General features: G+C 42.8%; 23 protein-coding genes. All 23 read right to left on the reverse strand.

The genetic code is table 11. The features are described 5' to 3' along the window. Positions 1-17 precede the first annotated feature (17 nt). Positions 18-1,310 (reverse strand): preprotein translocase subunit SecY, encoded by a 1,293-nt coding sequence (secY, locus tag H4683_RS00865; protein ID WP_192596928.1) that lies wholly within the window; start codon positions 1,308-1,310, stop codon positions 18-20. Then, positions 1,310-1,750, reverse strand: coding sequence for a 50S ribosomal protein L15 (gene rplO, locus H4683_RS00870; RefSeq protein WP_192596929.1), 441 nt, complete (start codon positions 1,748-1,750; stop codon positions 1,310-1,312). Before rplO ends, secY begins: the two co-directional genes overlap by 1 nt. A gap of 33 nt (positions 1,751-1,783) precedes the next feature. Further along, the gene (rpmD, locus tag H4683_RS00875; protein ID WP_192596930.1) at positions 1,784-1,966 is read right to left on the reverse strand and encodes a 50S ribosomal protein L30; all 183 of its coding nucleotides are present in this window, start codon (positions 1,964-1,966) and stop codon (positions 1,784-1,786) included. 13 nt (positions 1,967-1,979) lie between these two features. Continuing rightward, positions 1,980-2,480 (reverse strand): 30S ribosomal protein S5, encoded by a 501-nt coding sequence (rpsE, locus tag H4683_RS00880; protein ID WP_192596931.1) that lies wholly within the window; start codon positions 2,478-2,480, stop codon positions 1,980-1,982. A 22-nt stretch (positions 2,481-2,502) separates the two neighbouring features. Next, positions 2,503-2,865: a 50S ribosomal protein L18 gene (gene rplR / locus H4683_RS00885; RefSeq protein WP_192596932.1), complete on the reverse strand. Its 363-nt coding sequence runs from the start codon at positions 2,863-2,865 to the stop codon at positions 2,503-2,505. Positions 2,866-2,898: 33 nt separating this feature from the next. Beyond that, positions 2,899-3,438 (reverse strand): 50S ribosomal protein L6, encoded by a 540-nt coding sequence (gene rplF / locus H4683_RS00890; RefSeq protein WP_192596933.1) that lies wholly within the window; start codon positions 3,436-3,438, stop codon positions 2,899-2,901. A 30-nt stretch (positions 3,439-3,468) separates the two neighbouring features. Next, positions 3,469-3,867, reverse strand: a complete 399-nt coding sequence (gene rpsH / locus H4683_RS00895) for a 30S ribosomal protein S8 (protein ID WP_067204783.1) — start codon at positions 3,865-3,867, stop codon at positions 3,469-3,471. A 30-nt stretch (positions 3,868-3,897) separates the two neighbouring features. Further along, positions 3,898-4,083 carry a type Z 30S ribosomal protein S14 gene (locus tag H4683_RS00900; RefSeq protein WP_192596934.1) on the reverse strand — a complete coding sequence of 62 codons (186 nt, stop codon included), beginning with the start codon at positions 4,081-4,083 and terminating at the stop codon, positions 3,898-3,900. Between the two features lie 19 nt (positions 4,084-4,102). Beyond that, entirely contained in the window at positions 4,103-4,642 is a 540-nt protein-coding gene (gene rplE / locus H4683_RS00905) for a 50S ribosomal protein L5 (protein ID WP_192596935.1), read from the reverse strand. Between the two features lie 26 nt (positions 4,643-4,668). After that, the gene (gene rplX, locus H4683_RS00910; RefSeq protein WP_192596936.1) at positions 4,669-4,980 is read right to left on the reverse strand and encodes a 50S ribosomal protein L24; all 312 of its coding nucleotides are present in this window, start codon (positions 4,978-4,980) and stop codon (positions 4,669-4,671) included. A gap of 36 nt (positions 4,981-5,016) precedes the next feature. Continuing rightward, the gene (gene rplN / locus H4683_RS00915; RefSeq protein WP_192596937.1) at positions 5,017-5,385 is read right to left on the reverse strand and encodes a 50S ribosomal protein L14; all 369 of its coding nucleotides are present in this window, start codon (positions 5,383-5,385) and stop codon (positions 5,017-5,019) included. 39 nt (positions 5,386-5,424) lie between these two features. Continuing rightward, on the reverse strand, positions 5,425-5,688 hold the full coding sequence (gene rpsQ, locus H4683_RS00920) for a 30S ribosomal protein S17 (RefSeq protein ID WP_192596938.1): 264 nt from the start codon (positions 5,686-5,688) through the stop codon (positions 5,425-5,427). 17 nt (positions 5,689-5,705) lie between these two features. Beyond that, entirely contained in the window at positions 5,706-5,906 is a 201-nt protein-coding gene (gene rpmC / locus H4683_RS00925) for a 50S ribosomal protein L29 (protein ID WP_009499049.1), read from the reverse strand. Then, the gene (gene rplP / locus H4683_RS00930) at positions 5,896-6,330 is read right to left on the reverse strand and encodes a 50S ribosomal protein L16 (RefSeq protein WP_192596939.1); all 435 of its coding nucleotides are present in this window, start codon (positions 6,328-6,330) and stop codon (positions 5,896-5,898) included. The genes rpmC and rplP overlap by 11 nt, the downstream gene beginning before the upstream one ends. Position 6,331: 1 nt before the next feature. Next, the gene (gene rpsC, locus H4683_RS00935) at positions 6,332-6,991 is read right to left on the reverse strand and encodes a 30S ribosomal protein S3 (protein ID WP_192596940.1); all 660 of its coding nucleotides are present in this window, start codon (positions 6,989-6,991) and stop codon (positions 6,332-6,334) included. Between the two features lie 3 nt (positions 6,992-6,994). Next, complete coding sequence (gene rplV, locus H4683_RS00940; RefSeq protein ID WP_192596941.1) at positions 6,995-7,339, reverse strand: 50S ribosomal protein L22; 345 nt, start codon at positions 7,337-7,339, stop codon at positions 6,995-6,997. 20 nt (positions 7,340-7,359) lie between these two features. After that, a complete protein-coding gene (gene rpsS, locus H4683_RS00945) occupies positions 7,360-7,638 on the reverse strand; it encodes a 30S ribosomal protein S19 (RefSeq protein WP_192596942.1) in 279 nt (92 codons plus the stop codon). A 60-nt stretch (positions 7,639-7,698) separates the two neighbouring features. After that, a complete protein-coding gene (gene rplB, locus H4683_RS00950; RefSeq protein ID WP_192596943.1) occupies positions 7,699-8,529 on the reverse strand; it encodes a 50S ribosomal protein L2 in 831 nt (276 codons plus the stop codon). Positions 8,530-8,574: 45 nt separating this feature from the next. Then, the gene (rplW, locus tag H4683_RS00955; protein ID WP_192596944.1) at positions 8,575-8,859 is read right to left on the reverse strand and encodes a 50S ribosomal protein L23; all 285 of its coding nucleotides are present in this window, start codon (positions 8,857-8,859) and stop codon (positions 8,575-8,577) included. Next, the gene (rplD, locus tag H4683_RS00960) at positions 8,859-9,482 is read right to left on the reverse strand and encodes a 50S ribosomal protein L4 (protein WP_192596945.1); all 624 of its coding nucleotides are present in this window, start codon (positions 9,480-9,482) and stop codon (positions 8,859-8,861) included. The genes rplW and rplD overlap by 1 nt, the downstream gene beginning before the upstream one ends. A gap of 25 nt (positions 9,483-9,507) precedes the next feature. Beyond that, positions 9,508-10,137 carry a 50S ribosomal protein L3 gene (gene rplC / locus H4683_RS00965; RefSeq protein WP_192596946.1) on the reverse strand — a complete coding sequence of 210 codons (630 nt, stop codon included), beginning with the start codon at positions 10,135-10,137 and terminating at the stop codon, positions 9,508-9,510. A 42-nt stretch (positions 10,138-10,179) separates the two neighbouring features. Continuing rightward, positions 10,180-10,488, reverse strand: coding sequence for a 30S ribosomal protein S10 (gene rpsJ, locus H4683_RS00970; protein WP_067204744.1), 309 nt, complete (start codon positions 10,486-10,488; stop codon positions 10,180-10,182). 340 nt (positions 10,489-10,828) lie between these two features. Continuing rightward, positions 10,829-12,016 (reverse strand): elongation factor Tu, encoded by a 1,188-nt coding sequence (gene tuf, locus H4683_RS00975; protein WP_192596947.1) that lies wholly within the window; start codon positions 12,014-12,016, stop codon positions 10,829-10,831. Between the last annotated feature and the right edge of the window lie 65 nt (positions 12,017-12,081).

A 12,081-nucleotide genomic window follows, 5' to 3' on the forward strand; every position in this document is an offset into this window, starting at 1 on the left:
AGTTCCCCTCACAAAGTTTATTTCATAAACCCTTTGTAATGCCTTTTCACAAGTTGCGATTCTAGCTGTTTCATCGTTTCAAGGGCAACCCCGACCACGATGAGTAAGCTCGTTCCTCCGATTTGTGCAGCATCTGGAAGACTTGCAAAACTGATGAAAAATATTGGCATGACTGCAACGACAGCAAGGAATATCGAGCCGACAAATGTCAGTCTATACAAAGTGCTAGTAAGATAATTTTGCGTGTTTTGTCCTGGACGAATACCTGGAATATACGCGCCTTGTTTTTTCAAGTTGTCCGCCATGTTCTCCGGATTCACCTGAATGAATGCGTAGAAATAAGTGAACGCAATGATGAGTACTACATACAAGATCATACCTATGGGATTAGTTTGGTCGAAAATTGTTTGAATCCAATTCGTTACACTATTCGTCCCAAAAAGCGGAGCAATGTATTTTGGTGTCATAAAAAATGCTGAAGCAAAGATTACCGGGATAACCCCTGCAGCATTAAGTTTCAATGGTAAATGTGTCTGTTGACCAGAAGTAGTTTGACCACGTCCTGAGACACGTTTCGCATATTGGATCGGAATCTTTCGCAGTGCTTCTTGCACATAGATAACTCCGACAGTTATCGCAATAATCACAAGGAGTAAAAGAGCCATTATTGCCAGTCTAATAAACAATTCGCTGCCTGCACCTTGGATTTGAGTTGCGTAAAGTTGGTTGACTGCATTTGGGATCGCCGCGACAATTCCAGCGAAAATGATGATCGAAATACCATTTCCAACACCTTTTGCCGTAATCTGCTCACCGAGCCATAAGAGAAATGCAGTTCCTGCCGTCAATACGATCGCGATGACCACATATGTTGAAACACCTTCGCTAATTATCAGCTTACCATCATACATCCGGTTAAAACCGAAGGACATGGCAATAGCTTGAATAAACGCTAGGATTATTGTGAAATACCTTGTAAACTGTGCAAGCTTTCGTCTTCCGACTTCCCCTTGCTTCGCCCACTCCGTGAACTTTGGTACAACATCCATCTGCAATAATTGCACGATAATGGATGCAGTAATGTACGGCATTATCCCCATCGCCAAGATGGAGAAGTTGGCAAGAGCGCCTCCGCCAAAGACATTCATTAAACCGATTAAGTTATTATCAGATTGCTGTAAAGCAGTTGCATCAACGTTTGGAACTGGAATAAATGTTCCGAGTCGAAAAACGACGAGAATAACCAATGTATAAAATATTTTAGACCTTATATCCTTAACGCGCATAAAATTCGCGATTGTCTGAAACATTAAACCACCTCGGTCTGTCCGCCCGCTTTCTCGATAGCTTCTTTAGCCGAAGCAGAGAATTTGTGAGCTTTGACAGTGATCTTTTTCTCAAGAGTTCCATTACCAAGAATCTTAATTCCAGATTTTGCGTTGCTCACGATACCTGTTTCAATTAATAGTTCAGGTGATACTTCCGTGCCTTCATCAAAACGATTAAGTGTTTCAAGGTTCACAATTGCATAGTCTTTACGATTAATGTTCGTAAATCCACGTTTAGGTAAACGTTGGAATAATGGAATTTGTCCACCCTCAAAGCCTAGACGTACGCCTCCGCCTGAACGTGAATTTTGACCATTATGACCTCTACCTGAAGTTTTACCAGAACCTGAACCGGTTCCCCGTCCAACACGTTTGCGTTTTTTACGAGAACCTTCAGCTGGCTTCATATCGTGTAATTTCATCTCATTGGCACCTCCTTATTCAAAAAATCAAAATTATTGTTCCTTGACTGTAACTAGGTGGTCCACTTTATTAATCATGCCGCGAATTGCAACATTATCTTGGTGTTCGACCATTTGATTCAATTTACGTAATCCAAGTGCTTCAACTGTTTTGCGTTGTACCGGCTTTGCGCCGATTACACTTTTAGTAAGGGTAATTTCAAGTTTATTCGCCATTGTGATTCCCCCCTTAACCTAAGAGTTCTTCTACGGTTTTTCCACGCAATTTCGCAACATCTTCTGCGCGTTTCAATTGCTTCAATCCTTCGACTGTTGCACGAACCATGTTAATTGGCGTGCTTGAACCTAGGGATTTTGAAAGGATATCCGTGATGCCTGCAAGTTCAAGTACCGCACGGACAGGTCCTCCAGCGATAACTCCTGTACCAGGTGCTGCAGGTTTGATAAGAATTTGTCCTGCACCAAAGTGTCCAAGTACTTGGTGCGGAGTGGTTCCTTTGACCATTGGTACAACGATCAAATTTTTCTTCGCATCTTCGATGGCTTTACGAATCGCATCCGGAACTTCTTGTGCTTTACCAGTACCGAAACCGACACGTCCATTTTTGTCTCCGACAACGACGAGAGCAGTGAAACGGAAACGACGTCCGCCTTTCACAACTTTAGCAACGCGGTTAATCGTAACTACGCGTTCTTCGAATTCACTTTTATTCTGATCATTACGACGCATGAAATGTGTCCCTCCTTCTTAATTAAAATTCCAGACCGTTTTCACGTGCTGCGTCCGCAAGAGCTTTCACACGGCCGTGAAATAGGTAACCGCCACGGTCAAAAACAACCGCTTTAACGTCCTTTTCAACAGCTTTCTTTGCGATTAGCTCGCCAACTTTTGCCGCTGCTGCAGCATCTGCTTTTGATTCAGATCCGAACTCTTTGTCCATTGTAGAAGCACTTACAATCGTTACTGCGTTTACATCATCAATCAATTGTGCATAGATATGCTTGTTTGAACGGAAGACGTTTAGACGTGGACGTGCTGCAGTCCCGCTAATTTTTCTACGTACACGACCATGGCGCTTTTTGCGGACAACGTTCTTATCTTGTTTCGTAATCATCGTGGTCACTCCTTCCGGATGCCTTAAGCGGCATTATTTACCAGTTTTACCTTCTTTACGACGTACTTGTTCACCTTGATAGCGAATCCCTTTGCCTTTATACGGCTCTGGTGGACGTACTTGTCTAATGTTCGATGCAAGAGCGCCTACGCGTTCTTTATTGATACCGCGGACAATAATTTTCGTGTTCGCAGGAACTTCAACTTCAATTCCCTCTTCCGGTGTAAATTCAACCGGATGAGAATAACCTACGTTCAATACCAGTTTCTTACCTTGAAGTTGCGCACGGTAACCTACCCCAACAAGTTCAAGTGTACGTTCGAAACCTTGTGAAACGCCTGTCACCATATTATCGAGAAGTGAACGTGTCGTTCCGTGTATAGAACGATGTTGTTTGGATTCAGAAGGGCGGATCAATGTGATCACGTTGCCTTCTTGCTCGATTTTAATATCCGTGTTAAATGTGTTTGTAAGTTCGCCTTTTGGCCCTTTTACAGTGACGAAGTTATTATCAGATAATGTTACCGTCACGTTTGCAGGTACCTCAATCGGCTTTTTGCCAATACGGGACATTCAATTGCACCTCCATTCATTTGTTACGAATTACCAGACGTAAGCTACTACTTCTCCGCCTACTTGTTTTGCACGTGCTTCTTTGTCTGTAAGTACGCCATTTGATGTAGAAACGAGGGCGATACCAAGACCATTCAAAACTTTAGGAACTTCGCTTGTTTTAGCATAAACACGAAGACCTGGTTTTGAGATACGTTTAAGACCAGTAATAACACGTTCGTTATTTTGACCATATTTAAGGAAAATGCGGATGATACCTTGTTTGCTATCCTCAACATATTCAACATCGCGTACAAAACCTTCACGTTTCAAGATTTCTGCGATTTCTTTTTTCATGTTTGAAGCAGGTACTTCCAACTTTTCGTGACGAACCATATTGGCGTTACGAATGCGTGTAAGCATGTCTGCGATTGGATCACTCATTGTCATTACATTTACCTCCTTCCCAAATTTAGGGGTTTACCAGCTGGCTTTTTTGACGCCAGGAATTTGTCCCTTATATGCTAACTCGCGGAAACAAATACGGCAAAGCTTGAATTTACGGTATACAGAATGCGGACGACCACAACGCTCACAGCGTGTATATGCCTGCACTTGGAATTTTGGTGTACGCTTTTGTTTAGCGATCATTGATTTTTTAGCCACGTTTACGCCTCCCTCTTATTTACTTCTGGAACGGCATGCCGAACTGCGTTAATAACTCACGTGCTTCTTCATCGGAGTTTGCAGTCGTAACGATGACGATATCCATACCGCGTATTTTAGAAACTTTATCGTAGTCTATTTCAGGAAAAATAAGTTGCTCTTTTACGCCGAGCGTATAGTTTCCACGACCGTCGAATGCTTTCTTTGAAACACCACGGAAGTCACGTACACGAGGTAATGAAACCGAGATTAACTTATCAAGAAATTCATACATACGCTCACCGCGTAGTGTAACTTTCGTTCCGATAGGCATACCTTCACGTAGACGGAATCCCGCGATCGATTTCTTCGCTTTAGTGACGACTGGCTTTTGACCAGAAATGATTGTCAAGTCTTCCACTGCCGCATCAAGTGCCTTCGTGTTTTGAACAGCATCACCAACACCCATGTTAATGACGATTTTATCCACTTTTGGCACTTGCATTACTGATGTATATTCGAACTTGCTCATGAGAGCAGGCGTGACTTCGTTTTTAAATTTTTCTTTAAAACGGCTCATCTGTTGGACCTCCTTTCAATTGTTACTTATTTATCCAGTAGTTCACCGGATTTTTTAGCAACACGAACTTTTTTGCCATCTTCAATCTTGTATCCTACGCGAGTTGGCTCGCCTGTCTTAGGATCAATCATCATGACGTTTGATACATGGATAGCTGCCTCTAAGCTAATGATTCCACCTTGAGGATTTTCCTGATTAGGTTTCGTATGTTTCTTGACGATGTTAACACCTTCAACAAGCACACGATCTTTTTTAGGGAAAGCAGCTAGAATCACACCAGTTTTACCTTTATCTTTTCCTGTGATTATCTTAACTTTGTCACCTTTTTTTACATGCATTCTGTCGCACCTCCTTGATTGGCACTGTCATGTGAATTAAAGAACTTCTGGTGCGAGTGAAACGATTTTCATGAAGTTGCTGTCACGAAGCTCTCGAGCAACTGGTCCAAAAATACGTGTTCCACGTGGACTCTTATCGTCACGGATGATAACACATGCGTTTTCATCAAATGTAATATAAGAACCGTCTTTACGACGCATACCGCTTTTCGTACGAACGATAACAGCTTTCACTACTTCGCCCTTCTTAACAACGCCACCTGGTGTTGCTTTCTTCACTGTACAAACAACTACATCACCGATATTAGCAACCTTGCGGCCTGTACCGCCTAGTACTTTGATTGTAAGAACTTCACGAGCGCCTGAATTGTCGGCGACTTTCATACGACTTTCCTGTTGAATCATTGAGGCTACCTCCTCCCGGATATCTATCTCCGAACGTTATTAGATGATGACGGCTTTCTCGACGACTTCAAGTAGGCGGAAACGTTTTGTTGCTGATAATGGACGTGTTTCCATAATACGAACAACATCACCGATTTTCGCTTCATTCAATTCATCATGGGCCTTAAACTTTTTAGAGTACTTTACACGTTTACCGTATAAAGAGTGCTTCTTTTGTGTTTCTATCATTACAGTAACTGTTTTATCCATTTTGTCGGACACAACACGGCCTGTGTACACCTTGCGCTGATTACGCTCAGTCATGGCTGCAACCTCCTTCATCAGTTATTTGCACTGATTTCTCTTTGACGTATTACAGTTTTCATGCGCGCAATCGATTTACGTACTTCACGGATGCGTGCAGTGTTTTCTAATTGACCTGTCGCTAATTGGAAGCGAAGGTTGAAAAGCTCTTCTTTCAGTGATTTCACTTTTTGCTCAATCTCTGCAGTTGTCAAGTCACGGATTTCTTTAGCTTTCATTAGATTCACCACCAATTTCTTCACGTTTTACAAACTTACTTTTGATAGGAAGTTTGTGAGATGCGAGGCGAAGGGCTTCACGTGCAACCTCTTCCGACACACCTGCGATTTCAAACATAACTCTGCCAGGCTTAACAACTGCTACCCAGCCTTCTACAGCACCTTTACCGGAACCCATCCGTACTTCAAGAGGCTTTTTTGTATATGGTTTGTGTGGGAAAATGTTGATCCACACTTTGCCGCCACGTTTCATATAACGTGTCATTGCGATACGTGCAGATTCGATTTGACGGTTTGTAATCCAAGATGATTCAAGGGCCTGTAGACCGAATTCACCGAACTGAACTGTTGCTCCGCCTTTAGTAGCACCGCGCATTTTACCACGGAATACTCGACGATATTTAACGCGTTTAGGGATTAACATATTAGTTGCCTCCTTCCTCAGAGTTCTTCTTCTTCACTGGAAGGACTTCTCCACGGTAAATCCATACTTTAACGCCAAGCTTACCGAATGTGGTATCTGCTTCTGCGTGTGCATAATCAATATCTGCACGTAGTGTATGGAGAGGGACAGTACCTTCACTGTAATGTTCCGAACGAGCGATGTCTGCACCGCCAAGACGTCCTGAAACCTGTGTTTTGATTCCTTTTGCGCCAGAGCGAATCGTACGTTGAATTGCTTGCTTCTGTGCACGACGGTAAGAAACGCGGCTTTCAAGTTGACGCGCGATTGATTCTGCAACTAATTTCGCGTCAAGATCTGCACGTTTGATTTCGATAATGTTGATGTGAACCCGCTTGCCAGTGATGTCATTCAGTTGCTTCCGAAGTACTTCGACTTCAGTACCACCTTTACCGATCACCATACCTGGCTTCGCAGTGTGAATAGTAACGTTAACACGTTTTGCAGCGCGTTCGATTTCTACTTTAGAAACAGATGCTTCTACAAGACGTTTTTCGATGAATTCACGGATTTTTAGATCTTCGTGCAAGAGAGTCGCATAGTCTTTTTCTGCATACCATTTCGACTCCCAGTCACGGATGATACCGACCCGTAAACCGTTAGGATGTACTTTTTGACCCACGAATTATCCCTCCTTCTTTTCTGATACCACTACAGTGATGTGGCTTGTACGCTTGTTGATCGCACTCGCACGTCCCTGTGCACGTGGACGGAAACGTTTCATCGTCGGACCTTCGTCTACGAATACTTCGTTTACGATTAGATTCTCGATATCCATTTCGTAGTTATGTTCAGCATTTGCAATCGCTGAGTTCAAAACTTTTTCCACAACCGGAGATGCCGCTTTCGGCGTCAGGCGTAGAATCGCGACAGCTTCACCGATTTTCTTGCCTCGGATAAGATCAACGACCATACGGACTTTGCGAGGAGCAATACGGACTGTGCGGGCAGTAGCTTTTGCTTGTTGCATCAGATTAACCTCCTCTCAAATTAACGTCTTGTTTTCTTATCGTCGGCACCATGACCTCTGTACGTACGTGTCGGTGCAAATTCACCTAGTTTGTGTCCTACCATGTCTTCTGTTACGTAGACAGGTACGTGTTTACGTCCGTCGTAGACAGCAATTGTCATTCCGATGAATGACGGGAAAATTGTTGAACGGCGTGACCATGTCTTAATTACCATTTTCTTCTCAGAATCCTTTTGAGCTTCTACCTTTTTAATAAGGTGATCATCTACAAAAGGTCCTTTTTTCAAGCTGCGGCCCATGTTGGAACCTCCCTCCGTGTTAATACTACGGCCCAATCATTGAACCGCAGTGCACTCAGATTATTTTTTACGACGACGAACGATAAGTTTGTCGGATTTGTTGTTCTTCTTACGTGTTTTGTAACCAAGTGTTGGTTTACCCCAAGGAGTAACTGGAGATTTCATACCAATACCTGTACGTCCTTCACCACCACCATGTGGGTGATCGTTAGGGTTCATTACAGAACCACGTACTGTAGGGCGTTTACCCATCCAGCGTGAACGTCCTGCTTTACCAATGTTGATAAGTTCATGTTGTTCATTACCAACTTGACCAATTGTAGCACGGCAAGTTTCAAGAATCATGCGGACTTCTCCAGATTGAAGACGTACAAGAACGTACTTGCCTTCACGACCTAGTAATTGTGCAGATGTTCCTGCAGAACGTACAAGTTGGCCGCCTTTTCCTGGTTTCAATTCGATGTTGTGAATTGTTGTACCCATTGGAATATTTTCTAATGGTAGAGTGTTACCCACTTTAATATCTGCTTCTGGACCTGACATAATCGTCATTCCAACTTGCAAACTTTTCGGTGCGAGGATGTAACGCTTCTCCCCATCTACGTAATTAATTAGTGCGATGTTCGCTGAACGGTTTGGATCGTATTCGATCGTAGCAACGCGTCCTGGAATGTCATCTTTCCGGCGTTGGAAATCGATGACACGGTATTGGCGTTTATGACCTCCACCTTGGTGACGAACTGTAATCCTACCAGTGTTGTTACGGCCGCCTTTCCGCTTAAGCGGTGCAAGCAATGATTTTTCCGGCTTACTAGCTGTAATCTCGGCAAAATCAGATGTTGTCATGTTACGACGTCCGTTGGAGGTAGGTTTGTATTTCTTAATCGCCATTTGTGTTCCCTCCTTTGTGTAATTGACTAACTAAATTTGTTTTGATTATACTTCGAAAAGTTCGATGTCTTTTGAGTCAGCAGTCAATGTAACAATCGCTTTACGGCGTTTGTTTGTGTAGCCTGCATGTTTACCCATACGTTTGAACTTACCTTTGTAGTTCTGTACGTTGACTTTTTCGACTTTCACTCCGAAGACTTCTTCAATAGCTTGTTTAACATGCGTTTTGTTAGCGCGTGTGTCAACTTCGAAAGTATATTTCTTGAATTCCATTTGTTCAGAAGAACGCTCGGTAATGACCGGACGTTTTAAAATATCACGTGCTTCCATTAACCAAGCACCTCCTCTATTTTTTGAACTGCAGCTTTTGTCATGACCAATTTATCGTGACCGATAAGATCAAGAACATTGATGCCAGTTGCTGTAACTACGCTAATACCAGGTATGTTACGTGCGGACAATGCCACAGTTTCATCGAGGTCAGCAGTTACAATCAATGCTTTTTTGTTGATTGAAAGGTCTGAAAGAACTTTCATGAAATCTTTTGTTTTAGGCGCATCGAATGTAAGTCCTTCAAGAACGATTAAACTTTCTTCACGCACTTTCGTAGAAAGAGCTGAAAGAAGAGCCAATCTACGGACTTTTTTCGGAAGTTTGTAAGTATAGCTTCTTGGTGTTGGACCGAAGACTACACCACCTCCACGCCATTGTGGTGAACGGATTGACCCTTGACGAGCACGACCTGTTCCTTTTTGACGCCAAGGTTTACGTCCGCCACCTGCAACTTCTGAACGATTTTTGACTTTGTGATTACCTTGACGCAATGAAGCACGTTGTTGAACCAATGCTTCGAACAAGACAGCTTCATTTGGTACAATCCCGAAAATCGCATCGTTAAGTTCGATGTCGCCAACAGAAGTTCCTGTTTGGTTTAGTACGGATACTTTAGGCATTATTGTTTCCTCCTTCCTTTAGTGGTCAGTTCCCTTTGATAGCGCTTCTCACTTGAAGAAGTGATTTGCGAGATCCTGGAACGTTACCTTTTACAAGTAGCAAGTTGCGTTCTACGTCAACTCGTACAATTTCAAGGTTTTGTACTGTTACTGTTTTGCCACCCATACGTCCTGGCATTTTTTTACCTTTGAATACACGTTGTGCGTCCACCGAACCAATTGAACCTGGTGCGCGATGATGACGTGATCCGTGACTCATAGGTCCGCGTGAATATCCGTGACGCTTGATAACACCTTGGAACCCTTTACCTTTTGATGTACCTGTAATGTCGACAATATCGCCTTCAGCGAAAGTATCAACTTTGACTTCTTGACCAACTTCGTAGCCACTAACGTCTAATTCGCGGAATTCGCGAATGAAGCGCTTAGGTGCCGTATCAGCTTTTGCAACGTGCCCTTTTTCAGGTTTGTTAGCAAGCTTTTCGCGTTTATCTTCAAATCCGATTTGGATTGATTCATAGCCGTCCGTTTCTGTCGTCTTCTTTTGAAGAACAATATTTTGTCCAGCTTCAATCACAGTTACCGGGATAAGATCGCCGTTTTCAGCAAAAATTTGCGTCATCCCGACTTTTCTCCCTAAGATTCCTTTGGTCATTTGTCACACCTCCTGATTAATGTAAGTTTTATTCTCTATAGATTAAAGTTTGATTTCAATGTCTACGCCGGATGGTAAATCGAGTTTCATCAATGCATCAACAGTTTGTGGTGTTGGATTAACGATATCGATAAGACGTTTGTGTGTACGCATTTCGAACTGTTCGCGCGAATCTTTGTATTTATGTACCGCACGAAGAATCGTGTATACAGTTCTTTCAGTTGGAAGTGGTATCGGACCCGATACACTAGCACCCGAACGTTTTGCTGTTTCTACGATTTTTTCAGCTGACTGATCAAGAATTCTATGATCATATGCTTTTAAACGAATACGAATCTTTTGTTTTGCCATTATTTTCCCTCCCTCTCGCCTATTTTCTAGACATTCTCCACGGAAATTTCCCACACACATGCCATGGCAAAGCGGCCTGGTGTGTCGGCAACCTCCCGCTTCATAGCAGTCAAAGACCAACATTGAACATTATACATGATAAAAAAGAGTTCTGCAAGTCTTTTAGTGAAGTCTTTTTTCACGACTTTATTATTATAATTCTATTCATCATTTATTGCAACTCGCTATTAATTGTTGCAGTATTCAAGAAATAATAATTCGATTCCTATGCATCTGTGCGGGATTTTCTTCCCAAACAAAAAACCCGCCACAATGGACGGGTTTTTTAAAAAGCATTAAATTATTTAGTGATTGTTGCTACTACGCCAGCGCCTACAGTACGTCCACCCTCACGGATAGAGAACTTTGTACCTTCTTCAAGAGCGATTGGAGCAATTAGTTTTACTGTCATTTCGATGTTATCCCCAGGCATAACCATTTCTACGCCTTCTGGAAGTTCAATAACGCCAGTTACATCCGTTGTACGGAAGTAAAACTGTGGACGGTAGTTAGAGAAGAATGGAGTGTGACGTCCACCCTCTTCTTTTGATAGAACATAAACTTCAGAAGTAAATTCTGTATGAGGTATGATTGTACCTGGTTTAGCAAGAACTTGTCCACGTTGGATGTCTTCACGTGCTACACCACGAAGTAGTGCACCAATGTTATCGCCCGCTTCTGCATAATCAAGAAGTTTACGGAACATTTCTACACCTGTAACAGTTGTAGATTTTGGTTCTTCAATTATACCGATGATGTCAACAACATCTCCGACTTTAACTACTCCACGCTCAACGCGTCCAGTAGCAACTGTTCCACGACCCGTGATTGAGAAAACATCCTCAACTGGCATCATGAATGGTTTTTCTGTGTCACGTGGTGGTGTTGGGATATATTCATCAACAGCCTTCATAAGCTCCATGATTTTATCTTCCCATGCTTCTTCACCTTCAAGTGCTTTAAGAGCGGATCCTTTGATGACAGGAATATCGTCGCCAGGGAAGTCGTACTCCGAAAGAAGATCGCGAATTTCCATTTCAACTAGTTCAAGAAGCTCTTCATCATCAACCATGTCACATTTGTTCATGAAAACAACTAGATGAGGAACACCAACTTGACGTGAAAGAAGGATATGCTCGCGTGTTTGTGGCATTGGGCCGTCAGCTGCAGAAACAACTAGAATCCCGCCGTCCATTTGTGCTGCACCAGTAATCATGTTTTTTACATAGTCAGCGTGACCTGGGCAATCAACGTGTGCATAGTGACGTGTTTCAGTTTCGTACTCGACGTGAGACGTGTTGATTGTGATACCACGCTCTTTTTCTTCAGGTGCGTTATCAACGTCAGCGTAAGATGCTGCTGTTCCACCTAGTCTTTTTGCAAGAACTGTTGCGATTGCAGCAGTTAGTGTAGTTTTACCATGGTCAACGTGGCCGATTGTTCCAACGTTAGCATGTTGCTTGGAGCGGTCGAATTTTTCTTTTCCCATAATGGAAATCCTCCTTAAAATATCAAAGTTTTTTAGTTTATAGTGACAGATGTTGAAGAGGGCCC

It is taken from the genome of Sporosarcina limicola (assembly GCF_014873855.1).
Taxonomy (GTDB): Bacteria; Bacillota; Bacilli; order Bacillales_A; family Planococcaceae; genus Sporosarcina; species Sporosarcina limicola.

Coding starts and splice junctions, on each gene's coding strand:
- secY (WP_192596928.1), bottom strand. CDS start 1,310: ATGTTTCAGACAATCGCGAATTTTATGCGCGTTAAGGATATAAGGTCT.
- rplO (WP_192596929.1), bottom strand. CDS start 1,750: ATGAAATTACACGATATGAAGCCAGCTGAAGGTTCTCGTAAAAAACGC.
- rpmD (WP_192596930.1), bottom strand. CDS start 1,966: ATGGCGAATAAACTTGAAATTACCCTTACTAAAAGTGTAATCGGCGCA.
- rpsE (WP_192596931.1), bottom strand. CDS start 2,480: ATGCGTCGTAATGATCAGAATAAAAGTGAATTCGAAGAACGCGTAGTT.
- rplR (WP_192596932.1), bottom strand. CDS start 2,865: ATGATTACGAAACAAGATAAGAACGTTGTCCGCAAAAAGCGCCATGGT.
- rplF (WP_192596933.1), bottom strand. CDS start 3,438: ATGTCCCGTATTGGCAAAAAGCCGATTGAGGTACCTGCAAACGTGACG.
- rpsH (WP_067204783.1), bottom strand. CDS start 3,867: ATGACAATGAGTGATCCAATCGCAGACATGCTTACACGCATTCGTAAC.
- rplE (WP_192596935.1), bottom strand. CDS start 4,642: ATGAGCCGTTTTAAAGAAAAATTTAAAAACGAAGTCACGCCTGCTCTC.
- rplX (WP_192596936.1), bottom strand. CDS start 4,980: ATGCATGTAAAAAAAGGTGACAAAGTTAAGATAATCACAGGAAAAGAT.
- rplN (WP_192596937.1), bottom strand. CDS start 5,385: ATGATTCAACAGGAAAGTCGTATGAAAGTCGCCGACAATTCAGGCGCT.
- rpsQ (WP_192596938.1), bottom strand. CDS start 5,688: ATGACTGAGCGTAATCAGCGCAAGGTGTACACAGGCCGTGTTGTGTCC.
- rpmC (WP_009499049.1), bottom strand. CDS start 5,906: ATGAAAGCTAAAGAAATCCGTGACTTGACAACTGCAGAGATTGAGCAA.
- rplP (WP_192596939.1), bottom strand. CDS start 6,330: ATGTTAATCCCTAAACGCGTTAAATATCGTCGAGTATTCCGTGGTAAA.
- rplV (WP_192596941.1), bottom strand. CDS start 7,339: ATGCAACAAGCAAAAGCTACTGCCCGCACAGTCCGTATTGCTCCTCGC.
- rpsS (WP_192596942.1), bottom strand. CDS start 7,638: ATGGGCCGCAGCTTGAAAAAAGGACCTTTTGTAGATGATCACCTTATT.
- rplB (WP_192596943.1), bottom strand. CDS start 8,529: ATGGCGATTAAGAAATACAAACCTACCTCCAACGGACGTCGTAACATG.
- rplW (WP_192596944.1), bottom strand. CDS start 8,859: ATGGAAGCACGTGATATTTTAAAACGTCCGGTCATTACCGAGCGTTCT.
- rplD (WP_192596945.1), bottom strand. CDS start 9,482: ATGCCTAAAGTATCCGTACTAAACCAAACAGGAACTTCTGTTGGCGAC.
- rplC (WP_192596946.1), bottom strand. CDS start 10,137: ATGACCAAAGGAATCTTAGGGAGAAAAGTCGGGATGACGCAAATTTTT.
- rpsJ (WP_067204744.1), bottom strand. CDS start 10,488: ATGGCAAAACAAAAGATTCGTATTCGTTTAAAAGCATATGATCATAGA.
- tuf (WP_192596947.1), bottom strand. CDS start 12,016: ATGGGAAAAGAAAAATTCGACCGCTCCAAGCAACATGCTAACGTTGGA.